A 24,903-nucleotide genomic window follows, 5' to 3' on the forward strand; every position below is an offset into this window, starting at 1 on the left:
ACTATTTTACTTTGTTTTTTACTTGTTTTTCAAGTGCTAAATATTCTAATAATGTGATTTTATTGGCTTCCTTAAACCCTAAACCAAGGATGGTTAAATAACCTAATAGCACATCTTCAAAAGTGGTTTTAGATGTATTGTTATCTTTCTTTTTTTCAAGCAAGGAATTCTGCTTTTCTATTTTTAGCTTTATCATATCTGATAAAGATTCAATCTTCTTTAGATCGTCAAAAAAATTCTGCTCCGTTAATTGATAACCAACAGACCGTAGATAACGCTCCAACTCGTGATCTCTCTCTATTTTTAATAAGCAAATGATTCTTTTAATACAAAGCAATCGACTTTCTAAACTGTTTATTTTTTTGTCTAAATCAAGTTGACTATCTCTTGCTTTACCTTGTACGTTTTTCTGATAGTAAAAGAGTATAGACTCCCAAACCTTTTGTAAATCCTCTTTTTTAACACTATTATCATCACTTAGTAATGTATAATCTCCTGTGTTATCTATTTTAAAAAATAGCTTGGCTGGTATCGTCTCAATCGTGTATATCAAACCACAAACTTTTAATATTAATTCCTTAAATCTTGGACATAAAAAAACACCTTGAAAAAGGTGTCTTGTGGTAAGTGTGTTTTTTTGTATTCGCCTAAATGACAAAAACTAGAACTATTATTTCTTAAGAAGTGGTTCAATCATTTTAACCATTTTTTCTAACATATTAAGAGAAACGCCTTCTTTATTTTTGTTACATGAATCAAATAGAAAATTACTTCCATTTCCAAAATATTTCTCAGCTAATGTTTTCTTAATCGAAAGTTTTTCTGTTTCATTTAAAGATTCTATAAATGGATCTAAAGCTGTTAATTCAAGTTCAGCATTACGATTAAACACTTCCAACTTTCTATGCTTATTTGATTCTCGAATAGAATAAGAGACAGGATAAGAAAGAATAGCTACTCCAAGTAATCTGATTAATGATTTTGTCCAATCTATATTATTAGACGTCAAAATAATATAAGCGACAATAAAACTAGACAAAGACATGATAATTATTGCTAGACATCTAAAATTATTAGCAATTTTTCTGTGTCTATCAGCCTCATTTTTATAGTTCCCTGTTACAGAGTCATTTGCCAAAAGACCAACAATTTGTTTCGCCTTTTCATATTCTCCTTGTATATCTTTAACATAAATTAAGGCATCATGTTCAATTCCTTCTTTTAGCTCATTGGCATTATATTTTGTTTTTTCAAAAAATTCAGTGAAACGCTTTTCTTCATTCTTTTTAATCTCTGAAAAGACAGTATCTCCCTTTTTATCTAATATCAACTTAAATTCCCCTAATCTAAAGTTGACTTCATTTACTTCTTTTTCTTTCTGTTCCAGATTCTTTTCTAAATTAGAAATAGTTTCTTGAGCTTCTAAAATTTTCTTCTCAAGATGATCCACTTCTTTTAATGATTTTTCATTTTTTTTCTCAAATACCTTCAATATATCTTGACAAGATTTTTCAGTATCTGAGGTAATTTTTTGAAAATCCAAATTACCTTCATTTAAAGAAATAGGTAAATTTCCAAGATTTTTTAAAACACCAATTAAACGTTCTTTAATGCCACTAATATCCTGTTTAATTAGATATTCACTTGAACTACTAGCTAATTTCATCAAATCAGTTTTAATTCTTCCAAGCTGGTATGAAACTTTTTCTAAAATCCAATTACTTAAAATACCGTCATCTATTTTAAGACTCAAATTCCTTTTCATTTCAGGAATTACTTTTTCAAGGAAATTCTTATTTTCATCATTAAGATATTTTTGTATCGAAAGTATTGCTTTAGAACACCCCTCAAGTTTATTTTTGATTTCATTTATTTTATCATCTAAAGAATTTTTTGAGTTGATCATAGTATTCGTTTATCTATTTAAAAAAATAAATTATCAAATTTTATAACTATAATAAAAACGGGTTTCCATAAATAATTTTAATAAGCAACAATTTCTTTATCCTTTATTACTTCATTTAAACTTTTTCTATAATTATTTGTATCTATCCGAATGAACTCCAAGGCTTTCTCTTGTTTTAATGAAACAATTTCTTCCTCTCCTCTTATGCTTATTAGGTTTATAATAAGGTTTGCTTTTGATGATTCGCTATGATAAAAAATAGTTATTTTATTTGTTCCATTATATTTACTATCGTTTTCAAGTTTTCTTTTTAAATAATCAAAAACTGCATCTATATAATATTTATCAGAAGTATCTAAAGAATGTCCAAAAAAATAAAAATTTGAAGTTTGATCAAAAACTGAAAGAAATTTTATATCACATTCATGATATAGCTTTTGATATCCTTTAGTAAAAGGAATGTAATAACGGTCATCTAATTTACTATCAGGAACTTTATTAGTTCCAAGAACTATTTGAACAGTTTCAGATTCTGCTTGACCATGTAGAAATTCTGTTCGTAAATTTTTATTGTAAAACTTCTCGAAAGTTGGTGTGTAATTAAAAGTAAAATGATAATCTATTTTTTCGAATAACTCTATTTCAAATTCGTTTTTCAAATTATTGTATAACGGAAAAACAAATATTTCAAAATAAAGCTTAAATATTTCTCTAAAATCATTAAGCTCGTTGAATAAATCATTGAATATTTTTTCAAAATCAACACCAATATAACCACCTCCTCTTTGTATCAAATATTTTTTAGGAATTACATCCTCCATAAGAGCAACTGGCTTGCTTCTATGACCTATAATAACTTTAAATAATCTTAAAGCGGTAATTGAATCTTGTCTAACTTCATTTTCTTTTTCAAGACAAAGACCACTTGGATAATTAAAGACTGAAAAAGAAGATACTCCCATTTTTTTTTCTATGTGATATACTCTATATAGTTCATCATTAATAAGTCTTAAAACATAATCGATTCTATTTTCAAAATCGACCCAAGTATTAATTTTAAGCTCATTCGAAAAAAAATTATACCATAGGTTTTTATCTAACTTTTCCCTTAATAGTTCTATTTTTTTATCATCGAAATCAAAAGATTTATATGTGTTTTTTATTTTTTTAGACTTCTCTTTACAGTTTTCATAAACATTTTCAAAACTTATCTTATTCTCTTTTTTTGATACAAAATTTAGGATTTCAATTACATCATAATATAAAGTTGGCAAACCATGATATACATCAAAACCATTTCCTGTAATTAATACTTTTTTCGTCATGAATTCTTTTAATGTTCAAAAATAAAAAATATCATTATTATTACTTACCACAATTATGTCAAAGAACTTTTTATTTCTAGCCTTTACTAGACAATATTTTTTCTAAATAATACCCTTTCATGTAAGGGATAAATTTTTCATTAATCACTTGATTTAAATCTTTATCTGAGAGCCCAAGAATATCCTTTGTTAATAGGTTTCTCAGTACCTTATCTGTCTTGGGGTCGGATGCTTCAAAAACAAGGCTAAATGATTCTACAGATGCCGAAATACTTTTTAAAAAATCTCCTGTGTCCTCTAGGTCGTATGGGTCCCCCTCGTATTTGATCTTATTGCCTCTTCCTAAAAGTGAATTATTAAAAGAAATGTATTCAGTAGCCTTTGAATAAAAACCTAAAGGGTTACCGAATACATCTTTGCTTTCTTTGTTTAATTGTTCTTTATTGAATTCAGCTATGTAAGCTTCAAGCCCTCTTATGAAGTTAAAAAAATCACTTCTTACCTTTTGAGGTGTTAGGCTTTGTGCTTTTTGTTGAAGTTGCCTTAATGCTTCCATTTGGTACCGCTATTTTATAAGCTTCCTTTAACTTTTCCAACCTTACATCTGATGGGATGGCTTTGAAAATGTGACACTTTTCATATTGCTCAGTAAATTCTTGGAAACTGCAACATAACCCCTCTGGGAACTTAATCCCTTCATAACTCTTTGTCATAATTAGTTAGCTGGTGTTGTAATATTACCTACTCCTTCAACAAATAATTCAGTCAAATCAACAACGCCATCGATAGTGAATTTTGCTCCTTCTGGAATAACTCCTGTTATTTCATATTCATTATCTGGACTAACAGGGTTGTTTCCTAATCCTCCAACAACAGCTCCCCTACTATCATGTAAAACGAACTTATCATAAGGTATTTGTGAGATATAGCTACCTGTTGATGTGTTTTTAACCTTAAATTTTTATGTTACTTGTTGTAACCTCCAATGGCTCTAGTTCTACATCATAAATTCCTTCTAAATCAGACGGCTCACCCTCGGTAGTTAAAATAGAGTGTGTACTATTTTCATACTTAATTAAAACATCCACAAAAGGAACATCACTGTCCGTTGCTTGATTTCTGTTTCCTATTAAGAAAGATGTCATTTTTCTTCCTCTAATGTTCCCTTTGTCATCAATATCACATAACACTTCATCTAAGTCTGTTATTTCATAGATTCTTGTGTAATTGGAGTTTTTGTAACTTAAAAAAGATTCATAAGTTGTATTAGAGATATCAAAACGGTATTTAGCACCTCCTACAGCTTTTTTTAATTCATTACTTGAATAACGACCTTCTTTTATCTGAGCTTCGGTGTTATTGGATTCTAAACCTTCTATATTTGGAAAAGGAACTATACCCTTTAGCTTAATTTGATCTTTCCATTTTAAGATGTTTTTAAAATCTTCGGGCTTAAAAAACTGATTCTCTGTTGCCAAGATGATCGTTTTTACAGGAGCTTCTAATCGTTGTTTTTTTCCTCCTATGTTTTTTATCGTAGTGGTACTACCACCTATTTCGTTTCTTACCTTTTTTAATAAATTCCTTGATATTTCATTGTTCCGTTAAATCTTAAATAACAGTGTGGATGTATTTCGTTTTTACTTACTTTAAATTGTTTCAATACATCTTTACCTTTTATGATTTGAGTTAAATCAAAATACTTGCATTGCTCTATAATTGCGTAGATATCTGTTTTAACTTCTTCATCATTCCTTCCCTTAAAATCGGGGGTTAAATCATCTAAATTCAAAAGGATTATTAAACTTACAGGAGTGGTGAGCCTTGAACTGCTTTTCTTTGTTAATCCGTCCTCTAAAAAGAAAAAGCTTCCCGTTAGTCTATCATCAAAAAGAACGTCTTTATATTCTCCATTTTCAGCATAGTACTGTGGAACTTCTCGCCCATTCTTTTCATTTAAGTAAACTCGACCATAACCTTTGATAGATTCACTTTTGAAATAACTGTATAGCTTAGTTTGTAGTTTTTGGATTAAAACGTCTAAGCCTTTGGGGTTTTCTCTCAATAATAGCATTTCTAAAAATCAATAAATTCAACTTTTGGTTGCTCGTTCTTTTTCGGGAAAAGCACGTTTTTTACCGCTTCAATTGATTTTTGGTAAATAAAGTCTACACCTACAGATAATACTTTTCCTTTATCGTTTTTTGATCCGACTAGTTCTACTTTTAAATGAGGATAGGAGTCTTTTAAACTCCTTTCATTACCATTCTGCCTAACAGATGTCATCATTCCCTGAATCACTTGTATGGACATATAGTGCTTTAAAGATGTATCGAAAATACTTTGATTTGCTTCTATTAAAGAATCATAATTCTTTGTGTTATCAATAGAGGTGTTTAAATCAAAAACATCTTCTAATACCTTGTCTACACAAGCTTTGTTTAACCTTTTTAAATAGATATTAAAATCCTCCTTGCTTATTTTACTGTTTGGTTGTGTGCTATGAATATTTTCAATAGTTACCAACTTATGAGCGTCTTGATAAGCCTTATCATTTTCTCCTGCTGTAATTTCAGGATTCAGAATAGTGGCATACTCACCAAGCGGAGCATGCCATTTTATTCTTCTACTTAATATGTCGGGGGATTTATCACTGTACATTTTTAAATGCCTAAAGCTGTTTTTAATTTAGCTTCTTCTTGGTTTGATAATTGGTTAATTCTCTCAATAAGCTTTTCATCAGCTATTGAAATATTTGTTTTCTTAACACCTTCAATCTTATTAAACTCACCAATAACTAAAGCTTTTTCAAGCTCTTGACTCCAAATAGTAATTTTAGAATCCGTTGAAGATCCGGATGCTATTTTTTCATTGTCTGAATCGTCTAACTTTTGAGCTTCAATTGTATTAATGTAAAACAACGATTCTACATTTTGTAAAACAGGAATGACCATCGCTTGTCCAGCAGTCATTTCACTAACAGGGTCTGTAGTACCTGATTTACTTAATAAGATATAACTATTAGGTTCAGCATAATTAACTCCTTCTTGTTTAAACTCTGCTTCTACAACGGTACCATAAACTAATGAACCTACTTTTGTTCCTGTTGACAAGACAACCATGTCCTCTGACCATCCTTCTGAAACTATTGACTTACCATCTTTTTGATGAACAAATGAGCGATCTACTATTTTAAGATCTAACTTTAATCGCTTTTTTAACACAGAACTTAATTGACCTTCGTCTAAGTCAGGAACATTAGAACCTGTGAAATTTAAACTAAAAGCAAACTGTTTTTTAATTTGAATATTAGTCATTAAATATTCGGCAGTTATACTATTCATCCAAATAGTATTGGGATACTCTCCCTTTGCTTTTGCAACTTTTAGAACCCTCTTAATATCATTAATAGGGCTCGATTTCTCATCGTTCCATGTTTTTACAACACCTAGTTGATTGGATTTTGGAATGTTATAATTTATTCTAATAGATGTTCCCGTATTCTCTTCATCTGGAATCTCTGTGACTCCTGAGGAAAACCCTATCAAATGAATTTGCTCTATACGTTCTTTTATACCATAAATACAAGATTCGGTGTCATTAAAAATCTTTTTAACCAATTCTTTAATCCTAGATTGTCCAGTACGAAATAAAATAAGCAAAGTATTCATTTGCTTTTCATTTAAAACATACTTTAAACCTAGTTTTGGAATATCGCCTTTTGCGGTGCTCAATGATGGACGCGATTTTAATGGTAACGGAGAGTCCATAGAGACCACATCTGCTGTTATTCTAGTGAAATTACCACTTATAGAGGAATACGTCATATCTGCAGAATATTCCTCATCTAACATCTGATCGTGTAGATATTTAGGCTCGTCTTTAGAACCGTTTATCTTACTATAAAAATATTTTGCTGTAGCACTAAAATACTTCCCTATTAAATCTTTGAAAATTGATACTCTTGTTCCCATATTAATCTACTTGATTATGAATACCTATTGAAGCTAATTTTACTAATGAAGCATCATTAAAAGGATACTTCAAGGTATTGTTATTGATTACTCCTAAAGTCATTACACCTGTACTAGGTTTTAAAGTTCTTGTTGTAGACCTTACAACTCCAACTAATAAATCACTTTTAGTTCCATTAATCGGTTGTGGTTTATATACTCCCGCCTCTTTTATTACACCATGACCTGCATAAATGTAATTGTCAGAAAATCCAGTTACGTCCAAAACCGCACCGCCTTCTTTACCATGAATGTACTTTTTTATTGCAACGCTATCGTTTGCACTTTCAAAAGATTCACTTGTTGTACTTAAATTTAACTTACTCATTTGCTTTAATTTTATTAGCCATTAAAGATTTCCTCTAATTCTTCATCGGTTACCTTACCATCATGACTGCTTCCATCTGGCAAGCCCCTTCCTACTCTTTCACCAATAAGCTCTTGATAAGTTTCTTGATGCTCTGCCTCTAAAGACTTCACTTGTTCTTCAATAGAAGTACCTCCTTCAATAATTCTTGAAGCCCACTTAGTCTTTAAATTCCCTGGTAATGTTGAACTGGATAGGGCTTTGGTAACTTTATCTTTGAATTCAGTTTTTTTATTACCGCTTTCAATATTGTAAATCCTTTGTTCGAGAGACTTTGCCCATTCTGGTGTATCATCATTTTTTCCTGAGTCTGATTTATTTTCCTCCTCTATTGATTTACCACCTGTCTTTTTTAGTACAGTTTCTAATCTCTTAGAAATACCCTTAGTCACTTTTCTATCATGTTCGCTTTGCAATGTTTTTGATAACTCTAGAACTTTATCAAACCCATTTTCTTGAACATAACTTTCAAAAGCTTCTGATTTTAATATTTCCCCAAAATCTAAGGTAGGTTCTTCATTATTTTGAGTTTGTTTCAATTGCGTGATAACACCCTCTATTTGATCTTCCGAAGTAATGTTTATTACATCGGCTAAACCCTGATTTAATCCTGCTTTCTTTAGTGCTTTTTTGAGTCTCTCTTTTAGCATAAAACGTTTATTAAATATTTACGCTAAAATTAAATCTAACAGCAGAGTTTTTGCCTATTTGCGTGCTTCTTGTGCCGTAGCTTCACCAGATAATGCCTTTTGAACAGTTCTTTTTGTTGTGAAGGTTAATTCAGACAGGTCTACATATACTTTTTTGGTATTTCCAACCTCTGATTTGCTTTTATTAAAATACCACTCAATAAATAACTTCCGTTTAGCTAAGAGCCTTTTGTTTCTCTGCATCTTTTCTAAGTATTCATTTAACTTTTTCTCCTTCAAATAGATTTCAAAATCATCATGATATTTAAGTATATCCTCAAATTCGCTAAATACCTGCTCTATTGATTTTTTTGAATCGTATTCTTTTAAGTATTCTTTTGCTGATTCTTCTAAGCTAGACTTTTTGTACTTCTTTTTTAGGTTCTTGTTCATTTCTCATTAGTTCAATTTCTTCTTTCGAATTCTCAACCATAGGGTTATGTGCCGATGCAGTTTCTTGACTAAGAATTGGCTTACCTCCTGTTGCTTGACTTAATATTTCGATGGTTTCTTTAAGGTTCTCTGGTAAAATACTGGTGAACTTAATATCAATCCTTAGTTCTTTTAAGCTACCTTCTAACTTTGGCTTAATTATTTTTGATAGTCCTACCTTTAGTAAATTGATAATTCTACTAATTACTACTTGATAATCACCTTCGCTTTCTTTTGCCTTTAGTATTGGTCCCAAAAACATAAGCTTTAATGCTATTCCTGATATATTACCAATTCCTTTGACATTATCAAATGATAAATCTGGTGTGTCGGATAATCCATAAATCAACCCTTTACCTGTCTCAAATTCTAGCTTTAATGCTTCTGGAGCTCTATCCCAACTAATAACATCCAAATCAGCCTCGATGATATTTCCTCTATCTGTTTCAATAATATCTAGTTTAACCATTTTGCCTGAACTATCCTTTTTAGGTATTGAACTAACAGCTCCTTTTGCTTTATACATTGGCGATGAGAAATATCCATTGGTGTCAACAAACTTCGAAAATGAGTTCTCAAACATATCAATCAACCCTTGTACTTCCCACCATTCCGGATTCTCCTGAGAAAGATAAACCACAGGTATTTTTTTAAATAAATTAGCTTTGGGATAACCTTCCTCTGGCAACCAATCTTTTGATTGCTTCTTATAAATATATTGGTCAGAATCTGTCCATATGTATAAGTAGAAAACGTCTTTATTATCTTCCTTAACAACATACTCCCATGCAAAAGCAGTCATATCTCCAAAAGCATCAAAAATTGGATATACCTTTCCGTTCTTATTTTTTAATAACCTCGCTTTTATTCTTGGTTCAGAATCATCTTCCTTTTTGACAGGAAAAAAAACAATCGTAGCTTCGGTTTCACTTTTAACTGTCTTGCAAAAATCCAACAATAACGAATCTAATCTTAAGTCATGCCATAAATCTGAAATGGATTCGAATGCCTCATTTATTTCATTATTAGATTCCTTATCAACTAATTTAACTGGGCTACCAAGTAGAAAAGTTGAAGCTGTTTTTACGATTTGTCTTTGAAATGGAATTGGAACTTTTGATACTCTATTAATGGTGCCATCTTTCATTATTTTATCTTCACGATTGCCTACCTGAGTATCTCTTACCTTACGATCGTTATTAAACTCCTTTGCACTATCACTCACTCCTTCTTTTGCGCTTAGAAGGTTATAAGCTTTTTCAATTTGATTTGATTGTAATAATTCTAAGAAATTCATTGTTTTTTGGTTTAAAAGAGCCCTAAATCGTTTGCATTTAACGCTGTACTATGTTTTATACTTTTAGGTTTAATATCGAAGTATACTCTCATAAGTATCATATCTCTATAATCAGGAGACCTGCCTATATCCTCTTTGATCTTTGCTTTTTTAACTAATGCTAATTTTCGTGTAATTTCAGGATCTCTCTCAATCTTTGCTATCTCATTAATCAACATTTCCTGTTCTGATGGAGATATATCTGCTTCTATATAAATACTGTTGTCATTTACTTTATCTGCTAACTTGAATAGGCACTGTGTTTGAAGGTTTTCATATTCAGGAACATCTCTTAAATTACCACTGATATTTTCTTCAAATGGTCTTGCATTGTTTTTAAATCCTAGAATACCACAGTTATCTACAACTCCTCCTCCGACTCCATCTTCATCCGCAATACAGTTATTCTTAGGTATTTGATATTTTGTTCTTAAAGCATCTATAGCGGCTTGAATCTCCGTTGTCTTACTAACATCGAAACTAATTACTTCTTTTAATACCCATCCATACCACACTCCTATTCTAGCTACATCAGAACCAAATCTTGCTATGTCTGCCGTGATGTATTTATTTGATGCTTCTACAACATGATCATTTTCGAAAAGAGCCACAATACTATCGTAATCACATAATGCGTAAGGGTTGTCATCATAATCCCAATTTGCATTCAACAGTCGTTCTCTTTTTGCTTTATCTTTGGTTCTTCTTAACCTTTCTATGTAGCCATTTTCAATAAATGGATTATCCTGAACCAAAGCTTGAAGAAACTTTTTAATACCCTTGAGTATTCCCTTTGTAAAAGGCTTATAGAAATCTTTGTAAAGCCAATTCTTTTTAGGATTACAAGTAATAAATAGCTTCGCTACTAAACCATAAAAATCATTATAATGCCTGCCTATTCTTGTTCTTAAAACATCATAAGCTCCAAAGTTGATCTCTCCCCCTTCTTCAATCCAACCACCGGTATATTCTGTAGAACCAAATCTTTCGTATAAAGGATCACTTGGTAGGTATTTTAACTCTAATAAATCAATACGACTATCGTTTTCAAAAACAATGAAATTCTTTTGTCCATTAAATTTGAATGAGGTTACTCCGTATAGCTTAGCTACCTTAAAAAAAGTTATTAATGTTGATTCAGTTATTCGTTTTAGCTCTTGTCTTCCAATAAACCATTTGGTGCCTGGATAAGTTAAACACATAAACATTAACCAAACACAGCCCGTCCAAGATTTAGCTCCGCCTGCTGCACCTCCATAAACAAGCTCCTCCGTTTCTTTATCTGTAAGAACCAATAATGCCTCATTCTGCTTTTTATGCATCTTTCCATTAAACACAGTAATAAAATCAAACACACGGTCTTTGAATAACTGAATTGCAATATCAATTGGGTTTAATTCAATCTTTGTTTCTAGCATTCCAAATCTCCATCAATGTTTCTGGTTTCAACTGCGATAAATCAATGGGTAATTTCACTTGACTATTGTCCTTCTCATACCCCCCTAAATGCTTCATCAATTCAACAATTACACCTTTTCGGTCTAATGTCTTTAACTTCTTAGTAAAACCAATTAAATTCTTATCACTTCCTTTTTTCTCTATCTCCTCATATACTGAAAGCTCAGAAATTGCCATTCTTGAGTCTTTAGGTATATCATGTATTGATTTTAATTTACCGTTCTCATCATAAAACGCTGCTATGTCATGTCTAGCTATTTTAGCAAGTATCGATACGCATTCATCAACAGTTATTTTATTTCTTTCTTGAATCTCTTTCTGAAGTTCTGATATATATTCCCTGATGTCAGGTTTTGTCAGGTTTTCATTTGATATAGAACGAGCTGTTTTACTTGAATACCCCGAACGAATAGCCGCTTGTGTACCATTTAAGTCAATGACATACTCCTCGCAAAACCTTTTCTGCTTATCTGTTAGCTTTTTGGGATTAAATGAAATCATACTACCTCTTTCCATTTACCTTTATATTTTTCTATAATCTCTATGAGATAAAACCTATCCCATTTATAGCTGTTTCTCTTGCTCATATCCGCTATACGATCCAGCTCCTCCACTCTTTCAATACCTATCTTTTTTATTAAGTTCTTTCTATATCGAAGAAGATTGCCCCCATTAAAATAGTTATCCGATAAACCTTGAAGATTTACATTGTCCTCATTAAATTTTAATTCTGGAAACTTTCCCCCACTATAAAAATGACCTGCATGCGCTTTTTTTGAAGGAATACGTAAAGGCTGGCCACTAGATATACAGCGACCAAATCCATTAGAATCAGTATCTCTATATCTTATGAACTTATTAAAGTGAGTTGTAGCTATTTCTTTTAATTGAGGTATCGTTTTATTTTTATACTTCTGAATAGTTTTGGAATCCAAAAGGAAATGATTTTTTAGGAATCTTAAATAGCTAAAATGCTATGCCCTGAACAGGGACTTGAATCTTGTTTGCCTAAAAAGAATTAGGACTTGAATCTTAAGTCAAAGATACTACAAACACTATGATTCTCAAAAAAATAATGTTGTTTTATTCAAATCTTAGACATAAAAAAACACCTTAAAGGTGCTTTGTGGTAAGTGTATTTTTAATGGTTTAACTAAGCTGCGTTTTAATGCAGTTTAGGTTTTATTGTCCACAGTTCTAATTTTCAAATATTGCAACTGCTCTAACCGGTGAACCTGTACCGCCTTTAATTTTTAATGGAAGTCCAATAAACCGAAATCTACCTCTGTCAATAAGTAATTGAAGATTTATCAAATTCTCATAATGTGTAAAATTCAATTCTCCACAAATATGATGAACTTCTTTATTTGAGATTCCTGAAACTCCAGGTGACATCGTTTCAACTCCAAATGCCGATATTTTTTTTTCTCCGAGCCAACGAGCAGTTTGTGCTGAAACTCCTGGGCCATTACCCCAATCTTTTCCATTAAAATTTTTTCGATAGTGATCTGTATAAAATAATACAGTATCTCCTTGTTCTATTTTCAGATTCGCCTTTTCACATGCAATTTCAATTTCGTTAGGCTCAATTAATTCTTTTAGTCCTTTATGAGAAAAGTCTAAACACATTCCTTTTGTGTAGAACATGGATAAATTCATTTTGTCAATTGATTTTCCTTTGTATTCAATTGCCATGTGATTTATAGCATCTACATGCGTTCCAGTATGTTCTCCTAGTTCCAATTTATGTACAGCAGGTGTTTTAATTTTTGGATTTTTTATTCCATTCCATTCTTCATGAGAATTGTGAATTGACATTTTAACTTGAGGAAGATCTTTATATACAGGCATTCCTTCGTAAATTTCTTGACTTAAATCAATAATTTCTGTCATTTAAAAATTGATTTTCAAATTGGGCATAACGTTTTGTATAAACCCCATTTTAATGGAGTTTATACGCTGTTACGCTTAGTTTTTATCTTTTAATAATTTCTGAACTAAAGTTTTTAATTCTTCAATTTCTTTTTTCTGAGAGTTAATCTCTTTTTGTTGATCAATTGTATATAAAGTCAACTCCTCAATTTTTTGCAATAATTTAGAATCCATCTCTCCTAAAAAGAAACCATTTTTTTCAACCTCTTTAGCACTTGGAATATCTTTTAAATGTCCTTTTTCTTTAATATGGTTTTCTACTTCTTGCAGGGTTGGTAAATTGTAATTATCATAAAAAACGAAATCAGACCAATTTGGAGCGGCTTCTACTTTTATTTCTCTTGCACCGATAGAGCCCTCAACCGCTAATTTATGGTTTCCTGTAGTTAATGTCCCTATACCTACTTTTCCTGAATTTAAATTCACATTAAATAATTCACTACTCGTCATTTTTACTCCAGACTTCTTACCTATAAAAAAACTACTATTATTTGCAAAAACGACAGCTGCACTAGAAGAATTAGATGAATCTGAAAATTCAATACTTGGAACGAATTCTTTTATGGTTAATGATGAATTACCTGTAATATCAAGTTGATTTTGAGGGTTTATTTCAACTGTTCTAATATTTTCATGATGACTAATTTCCAACTTAGCACTTGGACTTGTTGTTCCTATTCCAACATTGCCATCAGACCTTACTAGTAAATCTACATTTCCTGTTCCTCCTGTTCTAATTGCTATTGAGCCGTTGGACTTTTTATTATCAATATAAGAGAAACCATCTCTAGAGAATTGAAGCATATTACTAGTAAGTCTCGAATTATAGTCAGTACTGATAATCGAATAAGAAGAAGCTTTTATATTTCCATTAACATCTAATTTAACGCTTGGACTTGTCGTTCCGATACCAACTTTTCCATTACCTAAAATAGTTAATCTATCTTGGCTGTTAGTCTGAAATTTTAATAGCTCATCGGCATTAATTTTTAAATTATAATGGCTTTCACCTTCAGTACCTATATAATGAGATGAATAAATATTTGAACCCGATCTTTTACCTCTTAACCAAATACCTAGATCCTTTGTAGATGAGTTGTTTTGAATTTTTAATTTTGTTGAAGAATCCCCTTCCAAACTCAGTTTTTCACTAGGACTTGTTGTTCCAATCCCAACATTACCATTAGGTTTTATTAAAAACCTTACACCTTTTGACCCTGATACACCTGTGTGATCCTCGTAAATAAATAAAGATCTGGCATAAGAAGGGTTATTAGCTTCATACATCCCAATACTCCATCGATCTGTTTTATTTATTCCTAATGTTACAAATGGTTGATTAGTCAAATCAGAGAAAATACTCAAGTTTCCTTTTGAATCAAATTGGGCGTTTGCTTTCCATGATAATAATACTATTGCTATTAATAAGATATTTTTTTTCATTTTTGTTTTTAAGTTGTTTTCTTTTATGGCTTATAACGGTTTGTATAAACCCCGTTTTAATGGAGTTTATACGCTTAGTTTTTATCTTTTAGTAATTTTTGAACTAAAGCTTTTAATTCTTCAATTTCAGAATTTTGCTTTTTCAGTTCTTCGATCTCTTTTTGTTGATCGATTGTATATAATGTCAACTCCTCTATTTTTTGCAATAATTTAGAATCCATCTCTCCTAAAAAGAAACCATTTTTTTCAACCTCTTTAGCACTTGGAATATCTTTTAAATGTCCTTTTTCTTTAATATGATTTTCTACATCAATTAAAGTTGGTAAATAATAGTCTTCTTTAAACACGAAATCTGCCCAATTTGAATAAGTAGCAACTTTAACTTCTGTTGCAGCTATTTTTCCATTGACACCTAACTTGAAGCCTTTTGTGTTAGTTGTTCCAATTCCGACATCTCCCTTAGAATAACTTATATTATTTCCTTCCTTAACCCAATCATTATTATCAAGTAATCCTTGGTAAGGTGTCATTCCTTCAGGATGTAAATAAAATAACTCAGACACACCTAATCGACCATCTGTTCCAACAGCAGTGTAAAAAGTAAATCGTAATTTTGTATACGATCCAGATGGTACTTTCTGTATAAATTTTGTACCTCCTGTATAATCTGAACTTGAAAAATCAGCAATAATTTTCCATTTATTTTCTTTATAGGCATTGAAACCTTCTACTTTAAACCTTTTTGCTTGCCAATATCTTGTAGACCACCCCACCCATGCGCCTCTTTGACTATGAACATTTGGAAGATTCTCTATCAAAACAACAGTAGGATTACTCGGAGTTGGAGCAACTGATGTATATGAAGGACTAAATCTACCATCAAACATAGATTCTATAGAAAGTTTAGCAGTACCAGATTGAGTTACCTTGTAACGAGTTGTTGCATTAAATAACATATTATGTTCTAATCCAACTGGAGTACCATTTGTGGTGTAATTTTGCTCATATAATACATTTTTATCATTACCAGGATCAAATAATCCTTGATAAGGTGTCATTCCTTCAGGATGTAAATAAAATAACTCAGACACACCTAATCGACCATCTGTTCCAACAGCAGTGTAAAAAGTAAATCGTAATTTTGTATACGATCCAGATGGTACTTTCTGTATAAATTTTGCACCTCCTGTATAATCTGAACTTGAAAAATCAGTAATAATTTTCCATTTATTTTCTTTATAGGCATTGAAACCTTCTACTTTAAACCTTTTTGCTTGCCAATATCTTGTAGACCACCCCACCCATGCGCCTCTTTGACTATGAACATTTGGAAGATTCTCTATCAAAACAACAGTAGGATTACTCGGAGTTGGAGCAACTGATGTATATGAAGGACTAAATCTACCATCAAACATAGATTCTATAGAAAGTTTAGCAGTACCAGATTGAGTTACCTTATAACGAGTTGTTGCATTAAATAACATATTATGTTCTAATCCAACTGGAGTACCATTTGTGCTGTAATTTTGTCCTTGAGATACTACTGTTATCAATAGTAGTAAAAATGTTAAAAATATTTTTTTCATAATAATTTAAATTTATAATTGTTTTTAATTTGTTTTCTTTTATGGCTTATAACGGTTTGTATAAACCCCGTTTTAATGGAGTTTATAAGCTGTTACGCTTAGTTTTTATCTTTTAATAATTTCTCGACTAGAGCTTTCAACTCTTTAATTTCAGAGTTTTGCTTTTTGAGTTCTTCAATTTCCTTTTGTTGTTGAAAAAATCGTTTTTCTTGACTTTTCAATTTCTTTTCCTGAGTAATAGTATACAAAGTTAATTCCTCAATTTTTTTAAGAAGATTCATATCCATTTCGGCTTGCATTACTCCGTTTTCAGCAAATTCTTTTGCAGATGGAATTTCAGGTAAATGGCTATGCTCTTTTATAAAACTTTCCACCTCCTCAATACTTCTTAAATTATATTCTGATTTAAAAACATAATCTGGTGCTGGTACAGCTAAATCTATTTTTACTTCTTTCGCATGAATTTTTCCATTTACCGTTAGTTCCATATCAGGGGCTTTAGTTCCAACACCTACTTTTCCAGCAAAATAATTTTTAGCAGTTGATGTTCCTGCATACAAATCATACCTATTTATCACTGAAGATTTTTTATAGTTATTTGTAGATATTCTGACACCATATACATTATCAATTGAAGTTCCTTCGACATTATCCAATATTTGCGCTTCTACGGCAACAGCATTTTCAATTTTTGCTCCTGAGGTGCCTCTGTAAATTCCAGCACGAGCCCAAATACCATAGTTCGAACGTAAAGTGCCTTTAAAATTAGTAGTATTTGCATATGAACTAGCATCCACAGCTATCTTATATCCAGAGTCTTTTGCTCCTTGAGCAATCGAATAATTACCTGCAAATACATATGCCCCTTTATCATAACTTGTAACATTACTATTTGCAGTAGTATTGATAAAAGAGTTTATTGCATTTTTCGATAATTCTCCATTAGAAGTTACCCTATTAACTTGAAGTTTACCGCTAGGACTAGCAGTTCCAATCCCAACATTACCTCCCATCAAATTAATTGAACCATTTGATCCTCCTAGTTGATTTGCTCTAAAAGTCATATTTGAGCGAGAATCATAATAGATATTACTTTTATTGTCGTATAATCTAAAATTTGTGCTTCCTGTTCTTTCGCCTTCTAAAAATATTTGGTCAGTACCATTTCCAACTACTCTAATACCCGTATTTCCAAAAACATGTAATTTGTTTCTTGGACTTGTTGTTCCAATTCCAACATTACCTGGTTTCCTTGATGCTATCAAAACATCAGTAGGATAATCATATCCACCTAAGAACATATTAGCTTTGCTACCATTAGTTCTGATGGGTTCTATAACAGCTCCTGAAGTTCCGTGCCAAAAACTTAAATACTTATCATCTAATCCATTTTTGTAAATACGAAGTTGAGCCCTCTCAGTGCCTCTAATATCCAACTTAGAACTCGGGTTTGCTGTTCCAATTCCTACGTTGCTATTGCCCAAAATCGTTAATCCACTTGCCAAAGAATGACTTCCTCCTACATTTACGGTATGAAAAGTTTGAGCTGTATGATTATAATTATAAAGATATGCATTCTCTGCATCTAACATATTAAAGGTTAACCTGAAATTAGTCTTACCACTTTCTGTTGAAAAAGTATGTGATGAGCCCTGTGATGATAATGATCCTTTTACGGTTAAATTTCCATTAATGGCCTCATTTTGGGCTTTAACTCCGAAACCCATTCCCATCATAGCAATGACAGCAATTTTCATTGTTGTTTTCATCTATTTTATTTTTATTGTTTTTTTATCAGATTAAACCGCTTGAATAAGCATTTCTTTTAGAAAGAAGTATTTTTCATAGCGATTTCATAATAATTTAAATTTATAATTGTTTTTAATTTGTTTCCTTTTACACCTATAACTAGCAGATATTTTGCGTGCAAATATAATATTTTAAAAACTTTATAAAAAAACTACAAATCAATTATTTAAACAGCTTTAGAATATCATTTATCCGAATACAATCTTTAACCTCACTTACCACAATTATCTCAAAGAATTTTTCCGATTTTAAGGTATCGGAGAACCAGCCCTTTATTTATAATTCGTTTATATTTACATTTGGTATACAACTCTTTACACGCATGTATTGATGTTATTTTTTTCTTAAAACTATTTTTGCTCGTATGAAATTTTATTTCTTCTTGTTATATTTGAGAATTAAATATTTATAGTATGAAGAAATGTATCGTTTTAGTTCTTTTCTTTGGCTTTTCTAGTTGTACAGATGATGACGAATGTATGGCTCCTGCCATTGACCCCGTAACGGGTAATTTAGACATTGTTTGGGTGCCTTGCGATACTTCAGAAGCAAACATGGATCTAATAGAATGATCACTTAGGCATTTTTTAAAAACTAACCACTCTCTTTTGATTTTTTCTCGGTTGACTTTCGTGTCGGAAAAACCAAATGTGCTATTTGTGTGGTTGTCTCTTTTTTCGCTTGTTGATAACTAGTAGATACACACAATTATGTATATTTCCACTGTAAATATAAATTCAAAACATCTAAAACCCCATAAAAATCATAAGCTCATACCGTTTAAAAGACACTTTTTTCCGAATACAAAGGCGTACAAACACTTACAATCGACTATAAACGTTTATTTCACTTACCACAATTATCTCAAAGAATTTTTCCGATTTTAAGGTATCGGAGAACCTACAAGTTTAATTGCTGTTGTTCACTCTTTGTAGCTTTGTAGAAGTCGAGAACATGGTTTAATGCTGTTTTTTCATGATTTTCTAATATTATTTAATTTTATTTTAACTCTATTTTTTCAACTTCTTAATCTTTACAAGTTTTCCGTGAATTCCATCATGTATTGAAATCTTGTTCGTTTTATATAATTCGTTAAGTATTTTTTGTAGATTTAATTCAAAACAAGTAGCCATCATCAATGCCGTTTTTCCAGAACCGGTTGGCATACTAATTAAAGAAGCAATGTCATTTGATGATGTTGTATAATGACTTTTTAATGCCCAAATTGCACCTAATTGGCACTTTCTTAATCCATTTCCTTCCTCTGGTTGTAGTTTAAATAATTCTTTATTTTCAATAAAAAAAGACATGGATTAAATTTTTGAAGTTGGTTATTCGTATTGGCTACAACTAGCGGATATACACAATTGTGCATATTTCCTAACCTAAATTTATTAATAAATAGACAGAAACCGAAACCAAAAAAGGAATTATTTGTAGATTTTATGGGTTTTAGAACAACATTTTTATTTAAACTGAACGTTTACAAATATTTACACCTAGCAATATTTTGATCACCTTTTTTACTAAAATTTAGGTATAAAAAAACACCCTAAAAGGTGTTTTGTGGTGAATATGTTTTAACGTTTTTGCGTATGATTAATACGGGAATTAAAAATAGTAAACTTTGGAGTAAGCAACAAAACCCGTATTAATTATAGCCTTTGTTGTGTGTAGTGTTTTATTTTATTATGCTACTCTCTAAAACGTTCCATTGCCAAGTTATTTGATATGGATACATTTCGTATATATTTGAATCTTCATTGAAGGTCTTTCCCATGTGATAATTGGATTTACCGATGTCTGCTATTTTCATTGCTTCTTCTTTTTTTCCTAGATAATTAAGACAGATGCTTTTGTAATATTGTGCATCAGAAAAACCAGGATATTGTTTCAATACTTTGTCAAGTTCAGAATTTGCATTTACATAATCACTTTGCTCATAATATGCAATAGCTAAATAATATCTGTCTAAATAATGCACCCAATCAGTTCCATGTTCTATTTCTTGGGCTTTTACATTCTGATTTAGTGTTTCAAAGGCTTTGTCAAATTGATTTAGCTGCAAGTAACATAACCCCATATAGAATTCGAGAGAATGGTCTTGCTCTAAAATTGTACCATATTCTTTAATATAGGTTTTTATATCGGTCAGTGCTCCTTCATAGTCTTTCGCAAAGACACATTTTAGAAAAGCTAATCTTGACAACCACCTTTGTCTATCGTATTTAACTGCTTTATCATAATACTTAATAGCTAAAGAATATTTTTTTTGCTTCCAAAAAGGCAATGCCTTTTGTTGCCATAAATATGCAATGGTAGAGTCTGCTTGAATTCCCTTATTTATCCATTCGTTCCATTCCTTTGTTAAGTAGTGATGATTCCATGCACCATTTTTTAAGTATTTCTCAATAATTTCGTCTTGAGTATTAGTATTTGCTGCATTTTCAATTTGTCCTTTACAACTAACTAGGGACATGAGAAAAAATGCGAAAGCTATATATTTATCCATTCAATTTATTTTTTTCTTCATTACACACAACGTGTTGGCTAAGCTACGTTTTAATTCTGTTTAGGTGTTGTTGTAGTGCGTTTTTTATTTATCAGTCTCAATTGATTAATTCCAACTTTAAATACTAAGTCACCATTAATCTCAATTTGATTTCCTTTCTCGTCATAGAATTCAGCAAAAACCTTTTCCTTGTTGATAATTTCTAAGATTGCTCCGATTTGTCCTGCTTTCAGAACAGAATTCAGATTTTCGGTCAACTCAATCCTTTTATAAAGTAATTTATTTTCGAGTGCTTTTTTCGGTGTAATTGGTTTCGGTTGAAACCCAAATACTCTTATTCGAATGAATTCAATTGCTCTTTTAAATAACCGATAAATTCCTACAATTATCCCTTCGAAAATAATCTCAACGAATATTCGGACTAAAATTTCTCCTATGATTTCAAATACAATCACAATTACAGATTCAATTTATCAGTTTTCTTAATGCACTACAACGTTTTGGCTAAACTGCGTTTTAATGCAGTTTAGAGGGTGTTAACTTTAGTACTTGAGATCAAATTTATTGAACTCCGTTTTAATATCAAGTATAAAACTAATTTTATCACATATCATCTTACTAGTTCTCGTTAATTCATACGTTATCTCATCTTCAAATTTTTGAGTTATACCTATTGGATTTACAACAAACATTTCATGTTTATTACCATAAATATCTTTACAATAAGCTACACACATATACCTGTATACCATTTTATGACCATTACCTCCGGCTACATGTTCCTTCATACAATCAATTATAAAAACATCTATCTCGTTGGTTTTTAAAACCTTATACTTAAAATAATCTTTTCTTATGATGAAGATGTCTTGAGATCTGATATATTCTATGATCTTATTAGTTGGTCTTATATAAAGACTAAGGAGTTGCGAGATAAAAATAAAGAATAGGAAAGTAAAAAGGATTATTAAAATTAAATCTCCAAAATCGGAAAAATTATACATTTCAAAATAAATAAAGACCCCAAGTACAAGAATAATTTTTATAGTTAAATGAAAAGTATGAAAATATTCTGATTTACCTCTCTGATATGAGAGCGAAAAAGTTGAAAAGTTATTTTTCCATAAGAACTTACCAATTCTTTCAGCCATTTTTCTGTTATTAAAGTTAACTTAACGGTCTCGTGTATGAGCAGTAGCAGATTTCAAGCCACTAAACTGTCAGATAACACCGACCTTTGATTTATGTTTTATCTCTCGTTTTAGTACTTAAACCGCTATTACTTATACACCGTGTTATCTCTTGTTTTACTTCTCTGCTTTTTTGAAAACAATTGGAATTCCTCTATTAGAAATCAACTCTACATTATTTTTATCAATCTTATTAAAGACTAAAGTTTCATTAGTTCGTTCAACAAAGAAAGTATTCTCACTAATAAGATTTAATTGTAGCAAACCAAATCTACTATTGTTTATAAAGAGTTTATTTTCTTTTTCTATTATAATCTTATCTTCTTGTGATAAAGTCGAAGTAAAAGTGCCGATATATTTCTTTAAAGGCGCGTTCTGATTATAATCTTTTGAATATTCAGAATCCAATAGAATTGCGGCAATTCTTATTGGAGCATTGTAAAATTGTCCGATATCATATTTGCAATAACCACAATTTCTCAAATGAGCAATGAAAAGTTTCTGTTTTGGGAAATATAAAATAATAGAACCATAGCCCCAACCTAATCCATCGTGTAAAACAAAGTTGTTTCCGTTCAAATTCCCCGTAAATACGCCATAGCCATTTGCTCCATATGTCCCATCATTGTATGTAATTGGTGTAATCAACTTTTTAAGATTAGTCTCGCTTATTATTTTGTAATTCATTAAAGCGGTATACCAAATTGACAAGTCCTCAACCGTTGACATTAGTCCACCCGCTGAATAAAAATAGGAATCATCACTGTCTATTTTCCTTATTTGATAATCTTTGCCATTAAAAGAATCATAGCCCGTAGCTCGATTATTTATGACTTTTATAGAACTCTCTAATACGGTGTTTTTCATATTAAGAGGCTCAAAAAAAGTTTCTTTTAAATAATCTTCGTATGATTTTCCACTTACTATTTCAATTATGTATCCTAGTAGTTGATATGCTACATTATTATAATTATGATTATTTCCCGGTTCTGTATCAAATTTCTCTTTTGTAAAATACTTAACCACTGAAACGGAATCGTTACTCCGTTTCATTTTAATAGCTCTCTTAAAATCATCTCGCTCCTTTTCATCATTTTTGTATTCCATACCAGAACTATGTGATAGTAGGTGACCAATAGTAATGTCTTTTCCTTCTTCTGGAAAGTCGGGAATAAATTTTAAAACTTTATCATCCAAACCAATTTTCCCCTTTTCAATAAGAGTAAATATGGACACTGCTGTGAAAGGTTTGGTAACTGATGCTATGTTGAAAACATTATTCATTTTCATATCAACATCTAACTCAAGATTGCTTTTACCCAGTGCCGCTGAAGCAATTATCTCACCATTAATTGTTGCAATAAAGGTTCCTCCTGGCTGGTCTTCAGGATAGAAGCTTAAAATTTCTGCTATTTTTTTACCGCTAACACTAATTCCTGAATCACCAGATACTCCAACAATTTGATTTTGAGCGATACAATCAAAAGAAAAGAGAAGTATCAGAAATAAGATGTTTAATTTGTATTGTTTCATTTTTTTCCAAATAAGAGATAACTAGCGGATATACACAATTGTGTATATTTCGGTTGCAAATATAAACGTTTACAAATATTTATACCTAGCAATATTTTGACAACCAGTTTCATTAAATTTTAGGCATAAAAAAACACCCTAAAAGGTGTCTTGTGGTAAGATTGACTTGGATAAAAAAAAGACCTTAAAAGACTTTTTTTATTTATTTTTTTCATCTTAAAAGTTACTAAAGGATAATTGTTTTTAGCAAAAGTTAATTAATCCCATAAATATTAAATTGTTTACAAACCTTATTTTCCTCACCAGCAAAGCTACTATTATAAGTAAACTCAGCACCTAGAGGATTTCCATGCGTAACATTGTTATATATTCCTAAATTTGATATTTGTTGATTATTAAATCTCTTTCCTATTGCAGCCCTTTCATTATTACTAATATTTAAGTTGTTATATATGGTTACCCCATCACACCCACCACAAAGATTGTTTTGAAACTTTATCCCATCTAACCCATTAAAATCAATGGTATTATTAAATATTTGTGCTCCATTCGAAGCATCTATACCAATTCCACCAACACCTCTTTTAGGTAGGTTATTTTTATGAATCCAACAATGATGAATAGTACTATTATGTGAAAATCCATCTATGGTAATTCCCTCAGCACCATTTTCATACATTTGACAATATTTTATCTCATTGTCACTGGAGTACCATTGAGAAAGACCAACCATGTAGTTGTAATAAAATTTACAACCTTCAATCAGATTAAGATGACTACCGTGTAATAATAAACCTGAATTATCTCCACTGTTATGAAACTTTGAATTAACTATATAATTCTCATTACTAAAAATTCTCATACAGGGTTCTTTTCTAGGTTTATTTGCATCTCCATTAATAAAACCTCCGCCATCAATATCTACATTATCAATTGTTGTTTTATTTGCACTTTCATTTATATCAATACATGAAAAATGCCCAGACTTTCTGATAGTTGATAAATTTTCTCCTATAATGGTTAAATTTGGCTTGTTGATCATAACAGTACCTGAAATATAATGAGGTCCCGCTCTCAAAATAAGTTTATCGAATTCATTCATCTGATCAACTAAATGTTGAAATTTAATAGTTTGATCTAAATTTGAGCTCTCAAGATAAAAAGTCTTTGGCGCAATATTTTTATGGTTTCGAAATTTACTTAACCGATCCGAGTTTAGGTCGTCGAGATGTAAAGTTTTTGACTCGATATTGTCATTGTTATCACAACTTACCAATATTACTAATAAGGTCGCTAACCAAATATTAATTTTTTTCATATTCTATTATTTAAAATTTGCTATGTTAGATAAAGGAATATCTCTCTATTATCC

The 24,903-nt window shown here is 30.9% G+C and carries 28 protein-coding genes; 2 read left to right on the forward strand and 26 right to left on the reverse strand.

Features of this window, described 5'->3' with window-relative positions:
* Position 1 precedes the first annotated feature (1 nt).
* The 5 genes from ACSIGE_RS02035 to ACSIGE_RS02055 form a co-directional block, all read right to left on the reverse strand.
* Positions 2-553 carry a hypothetical protein gene (locus ACSIGE_RS02035; RefSeq protein WP_440881131.1) on the reverse strand — a complete coding sequence of 184 codons (552 nt, stop codon included), beginning with the start codon at positions 551-553 and terminating at the stop codon, positions 2-4.
* A 117-nt stretch (positions 554-670) separates the two neighbouring features.
* Positions 671-1,906, reverse strand: a complete 1,236-nt coding sequence (locus ACSIGE_RS02040) for a hypothetical protein (protein WP_440881132.1) — start codon at positions 1,904-1,906, stop codon at positions 671-673.
* 77 nt (positions 1,907-1,983) lie between these two features.
* On the reverse strand, positions 1,984-3,231 hold the full coding sequence (locus tag ACSIGE_RS02045; RefSeq protein WP_440881133.1) for an AbiH family protein: 1,248 nt from the start codon (positions 3,229-3,231) through the stop codon (positions 1,984-1,986).
* A 76-nt stretch (positions 3,232-3,307) separates the two neighbouring features.
* Entirely contained in the window at positions 3,308-3,787 is a 480-nt protein-coding gene (locus ACSIGE_RS02050) for a hypothetical protein (protein WP_440881134.1), read from the reverse strand.
* Positions 3,723-3,944, reverse strand: coding sequence for a hypothetical protein (locus tag ACSIGE_RS02055; protein ID WP_440881135.1), 222 nt, complete (start codon positions 3,942-3,944; stop codon positions 3,723-3,725). Before ACSIGE_RS02055 ends, ACSIGE_RS02050 begins: the two co-directional genes overlap by 65 nt.
* Before the next feature lie 75 nt (positions 3,945-4,019).
* On the opposite strand from ACSIGE_RS02055, the gene ACSIGE_RS02060 reads away from it, so the two are divergent.
* Positions 4,020-4,142: a hypothetical protein gene (locus ACSIGE_RS02060; RefSeq protein ID WP_440881136.1), complete on the forward strand. Its 123-nt coding sequence runs from the start codon at positions 4,020-4,022 to the stop codon at positions 4,140-4,142.
* Positions 4,143-4,184: 42 nt separating this feature from the next.
* Here the strand turns inward: ACSIGE_RS02060 and ACSIGE_RS02065 are convergent, their stop codons facing one another.
* The 15 genes from ACSIGE_RS02065 to ACSIGE_RS02135 all read right to left on the reverse strand — a co-directional run bounded on the left by ACSIGE_RS02065 (position 4,185) and on the right by ACSIGE_RS02135 (position 18,256).
* Positions 4,185-4,709, reverse strand: a complete 525-nt coding sequence (locus tag ACSIGE_RS02065) for a hypothetical protein (RefSeq protein WP_440881137.1) — start codon at positions 4,707-4,709, stop codon at positions 4,185-4,187.
* A gap of 95 nt (positions 4,710-4,804) precedes the next feature.
* The gene (locus tag ACSIGE_RS02070) at positions 4,805-5,305 is read right to left on the reverse strand and encodes a hypothetical protein (protein ID WP_440881138.1); all 501 of its coding nucleotides are present in this window, start codon (positions 5,303-5,305) and stop codon (positions 4,805-4,807) included.
* A gap of 2 nt (positions 5,306-5,307) precedes the next feature.
* Entirely contained in the window at positions 5,308-5,892 is a 585-nt protein-coding gene (locus ACSIGE_RS02075) for a hypothetical protein (RefSeq protein ID WP_440881139.1), read from the reverse strand.
* A gap of 2 nt (positions 5,893-5,894) precedes the next feature.
* Positions 5,895-7,205 (reverse strand): hypothetical protein, encoded by a 1,311-nt coding sequence (locus ACSIGE_RS02080; RefSeq protein ID WP_440881140.1) that lies wholly within the window; start codon positions 7,203-7,205, stop codon positions 5,895-5,897.
* A 1-nt stretch (position 7,206) separates the two neighbouring features.
* The gene (locus ACSIGE_RS02085) at positions 7,207-7,572 is read right to left on the reverse strand and encodes a hypothetical protein (RefSeq protein ID WP_440881141.1); all 366 of its coding nucleotides are present in this window, start codon (positions 7,570-7,572) and stop codon (positions 7,207-7,209) included.
* Positions 7,573-7,586: 14 nt separating this feature from the next.
* Positions 7,587-8,261, reverse strand: coding sequence for a hypothetical protein (locus tag ACSIGE_RS02090; protein WP_440881142.1), 675 nt, complete (start codon positions 8,259-8,261; stop codon positions 7,587-7,589).
* A 54-nt stretch (positions 8,262-8,315) separates the two neighbouring features.
* Positions 8,316-8,693: a hypothetical protein gene (locus ACSIGE_RS02095; protein ID WP_440881143.1), complete on the reverse strand. Its 378-nt coding sequence runs from the start codon at positions 8,691-8,693 to the stop codon at positions 8,316-8,318.
* Entirely contained in the window at positions 8,656-10,029 is a 1,374-nt protein-coding gene (locus tag ACSIGE_RS02100; protein WP_440881144.1) for a phage portal protein, read from the reverse strand. The genes ACSIGE_RS02095 and ACSIGE_RS02100 overlap by 38 nt, the downstream gene beginning before the upstream one ends.
* 11 nt (positions 10,030-10,040) lie before the next feature.
* Positions 10,041-11,486 carry a phage terminase large subunit gene (locus ACSIGE_RS02105; protein ID WP_440881145.1) on the reverse strand — a complete coding sequence of 482 codons (1,446 nt, stop codon included), beginning with the start codon at positions 11,484-11,486 and terminating at the stop codon, positions 10,041-10,043.
* Entirely contained in the window at positions 11,467-12,042 is a 576-nt protein-coding gene (locus tag ACSIGE_RS02110) for a terminase small subunit (protein WP_440881146.1), read from the reverse strand. The genes ACSIGE_RS02105 and ACSIGE_RS02110 overlap by 20 nt, the downstream gene beginning before the upstream one ends.
* Complete coding sequence (locus ACSIGE_RS02115; RefSeq protein WP_440881147.1) at positions 12,024-12,461, reverse strand: recombination protein NinG; 438 nt, start codon at positions 12,459-12,461, stop codon at positions 12,024-12,026. Before ACSIGE_RS02115 ends, ACSIGE_RS02110 begins: the two co-directional genes overlap by 19 nt.
* 262 nt (positions 12,462-12,723) lie before the next feature.
* A complete protein-coding gene (locus ACSIGE_RS02120; RefSeq protein ID WP_440881148.1) occupies positions 12,724-13,419 on the reverse strand; it encodes a cyclase family protein in 696 nt (231 codons plus the stop codon).
* 75 nt (positions 13,420-13,494) lie between these two features.
* Positions 13,495-14,901 carry a hypothetical protein gene (locus ACSIGE_RS02125; protein ID WP_440881149.1) on the reverse strand — a complete coding sequence of 469 codons (1,407 nt, stop codon included), beginning with the start codon at positions 14,899-14,901 and terminating at the stop codon, positions 13,495-13,497.
* 74 nt (positions 14,902-14,975) lie between these two features.
* On the reverse strand, positions 14,976-16,487 hold the full coding sequence (locus tag ACSIGE_RS02130; protein ID WP_440881150.1) for a hypothetical protein: 1,512 nt from the start codon (positions 16,485-16,487) through the stop codon (positions 14,976-14,978).
* Between the two features lie 98 nt (positions 16,488-16,585).
* On the reverse strand, positions 16,586-18,256 hold the full coding sequence (locus ACSIGE_RS02135; protein WP_440881151.1) for a hypothetical protein: 1,671 nt from the start codon (positions 18,254-18,256) through the stop codon (positions 16,586-16,588).
* 453 nt (positions 18,257-18,709) lie between these two features.
* Here ACSIGE_RS02135 and ACSIGE_RS02140 point away from each other — a divergent pair, with 453 nt between their 5' ends.
* Positions 18,710-18,868, forward strand: coding sequence for a hypothetical protein (locus ACSIGE_RS02140; RefSeq protein ID WP_440881152.1), 159 nt, complete (start codon positions 18,710-18,712; stop codon positions 18,866-18,868).
* A 438-nt stretch (positions 18,869-19,306) separates the two neighbouring features.
* On the opposite strand, the gene ACSIGE_RS02145 is transcribed toward ACSIGE_RS02140, so the two are convergent.
* From ACSIGE_RS02145 to ACSIGE_RS02170, 6 genes are all read right to left on the reverse strand, one after another.
* Positions 19,307-19,606, reverse strand: a complete 300-nt coding sequence (locus ACSIGE_RS02145; RefSeq protein WP_440881153.1) for a DEAD/DEAH box helicase family protein — start codon at positions 19,604-19,606, stop codon at positions 19,307-19,309.
* Between the two features lie 371 nt (positions 19,607-19,977).
* Positions 19,978-20,808, reverse strand: a complete 831-nt coding sequence (locus ACSIGE_RS02150; protein WP_440881154.1) for a tetratricopeptide repeat protein — start codon at positions 20,806-20,808, stop codon at positions 19,978-19,980.
* A gap of 50 nt (positions 20,809-20,858) precedes the next feature.
* Positions 20,859-21,263: a hypothetical protein gene (locus tag ACSIGE_RS02155; RefSeq protein ID WP_440881155.1), complete on the reverse strand. Its 405-nt coding sequence runs from the start codon at positions 21,261-21,263 to the stop codon at positions 20,859-20,861.
* An 87-nt stretch (positions 21,264-21,350) separates the two neighbouring features.
* Complete coding sequence (locus ACSIGE_RS02160) at positions 21,351-21,959, reverse strand: hypothetical protein (RefSeq protein WP_440881156.1); 609 nt, start codon at positions 21,957-21,959, stop codon at positions 21,351-21,353.
* A 156-nt stretch (positions 21,960-22,115) separates the two neighbouring features.
* Complete coding sequence (locus tag ACSIGE_RS02165) at positions 22,116-23,531, reverse strand: serine hydrolase domain-containing protein (protein ID WP_440881157.1); 1,416 nt, start codon at positions 23,529-23,531, stop codon at positions 22,116-22,118.
* A 253-nt stretch (positions 23,532-23,784) separates the two neighbouring features.
* Entirely contained in the window at positions 23,785-24,849 is a 1,065-nt protein-coding gene (locus tag ACSIGE_RS02170; RefSeq protein WP_440881158.1) for a right-handed parallel beta-helix repeat-containing protein, read from the reverse strand.
* Positions 24,850-24,903: the final 54 nt, after the last annotated feature.

The sequence above is a fragment of the Tenacibaculum profundi genome (assembly GCF_052050075.1).
In the GTDB taxonomy this organism is placed as follows: domain Bacteria; phylum Bacteroidota; class Bacteroidia; order Flavobacteriales; family Flavobacteriaceae; genus Polaribacter.

Bases quoted from the DNA above. Each gene is read 5' to 3' on its own strand.
- ACSIGE_RS02160 (WP_440881156.1), bottom strand. From the start codon at position 21,959: ATGGCTGAAAGAATTGGTAAGTTCTTATGGAAAAATAACTTTTCAACT.
- ACSIGE_RS02140 (WP_440881152.1), top strand. From the start codon at position 18,710: ATGAAGAAATGTATCGTTTTAGTTCTTTTCTTTGGCTTTTCTAGTTGT.
- ACSIGE_RS02105 (WP_440881145.1), bottom strand. From the start codon at position 11,486: ATGCTAGAAACAAAGATTGAATTAAACCCAATTGATATTGCAATTCAG.
- ACSIGE_RS02095 (WP_440881143.1), bottom strand. From the start codon at position 8,693: ATGAACAAGAACCTAAAAAAGAAGTACAAAAAGTCTAGCTTAGAAGAA.
- ACSIGE_RS02100 (WP_440881144.1), bottom strand. From the start codon at position 10,029: ATGAATTTCTTAGAATTATTACAATCAAATCAAATTGAAAAAGCTTAT.
- ACSIGE_RS02120 (WP_440881148.1), bottom strand. From the start codon at position 13,419: ATGACAGAAATTATTGATTTAAGTCAAGAAATTTACGAAGGAATGCCT.
- ACSIGE_RS02145 (WP_440881153.1), bottom strand. From the start codon at position 19,606: ATGTCTTTTTTTATTGAAAATAAAGAATTATTTAAACTACAACCAGAG.
- ACSIGE_RS02165 (WP_440881157.1), bottom strand. From the start codon at position 23,531: ATGAAACAATACAAATTAAACATCTTATTTCTGATACTTCTCTTTTCT.
- ACSIGE_RS02085 (WP_440881141.1), bottom strand. From the start codon at position 7,572: ATGAGTAAGTTAAATTTAAGTACAACAAGTGAATCTTTTGAAAGTGCA.
- ACSIGE_RS02080 (WP_440881140.1), bottom strand. From the start codon at position 7,205: ATGGGAACAAGAGTATCAATTTTCAAAGATTTAATAGGGAAGTATTTT.
- ACSIGE_RS02075 (WP_440881139.1), bottom strand. From the start codon at position 5,892: ATGTACAGTGATAAATCCCCCGACATATTAAGTAGAAGAATAAAATGG.
- ACSIGE_RS02045 (WP_440881133.1), bottom strand. From the start codon at position 3,231: ATGACGAAAAAAGTATTAATTACAGGAAATGGTTTTGATGTATATCAT.
- ACSIGE_RS02125 (WP_440881149.1), bottom strand. From the start codon at position 14,901: ATGAAAAAAAATATCTTATTAATAGCAATAGTATTATTATCATGGAAA.
- ACSIGE_RS02055 (WP_440881135.1), bottom strand. From the start codon at position 3,944: ATGACAAAGAGTTATGAAGGGATTAAGTTCCCAGAGGGGTTATGTTGC.
- ACSIGE_RS02040 (WP_440881132.1), bottom strand. From the start codon at position 1,906: ATGATCAACTCAAAAAATTCTTTAGATGATAAAATAAATGAAATCAAA.
- ACSIGE_RS02130 (WP_440881150.1), bottom strand. From the start codon at position 16,487: ATGAAAAAAATATTTTTAACATTTTTACTACTATTGATAACAGTAGTA.
- ACSIGE_RS02110 (WP_440881146.1), bottom strand. From the start codon at position 12,042: ATGGAAAGAGGTAGTATGATTTCATTTAATCCCAAAAAGCTAACAGAT.
- ACSIGE_RS02170 (WP_440881158.1), bottom strand. From the start codon at position 24,849: ATGAAAAAAATTAATATTTGGTTAGCGACCTTATTAGTAATATTGGTA.
- ACSIGE_RS02070 (WP_440881138.1), bottom strand. From the start codon at position 5,305: ATGCTATTATTGAGAGAAAACCCCAAAGGCTTAGACGTTTTAATCCAA.
- ACSIGE_RS02135 (WP_440881151.1), bottom strand. From the start codon at position 18,256: ATGAAAACAACAATGAAAATTGCTGTCATTGCTATGATGGGAATGGGT.
- ACSIGE_RS02050 (WP_440881134.1), bottom strand. From the start codon at position 3,787: ATGGAAGCATTAAGGCAACTTCAACAAAAAGCACAAAGCCTAACACCT.
- ACSIGE_RS02090 (WP_440881142.1), bottom strand. From the start codon at position 8,261: ATGCTAAAAGAGAGACTCAAAAAAGCACTAAAGAAAGCAGGATTAAAT.
- ACSIGE_RS02150 (WP_440881154.1), bottom strand. From the start codon at position 20,808: ATGGATAAATATATAGCTTTCGCATTTTTTCTCATGTCCCTAGTTAGT.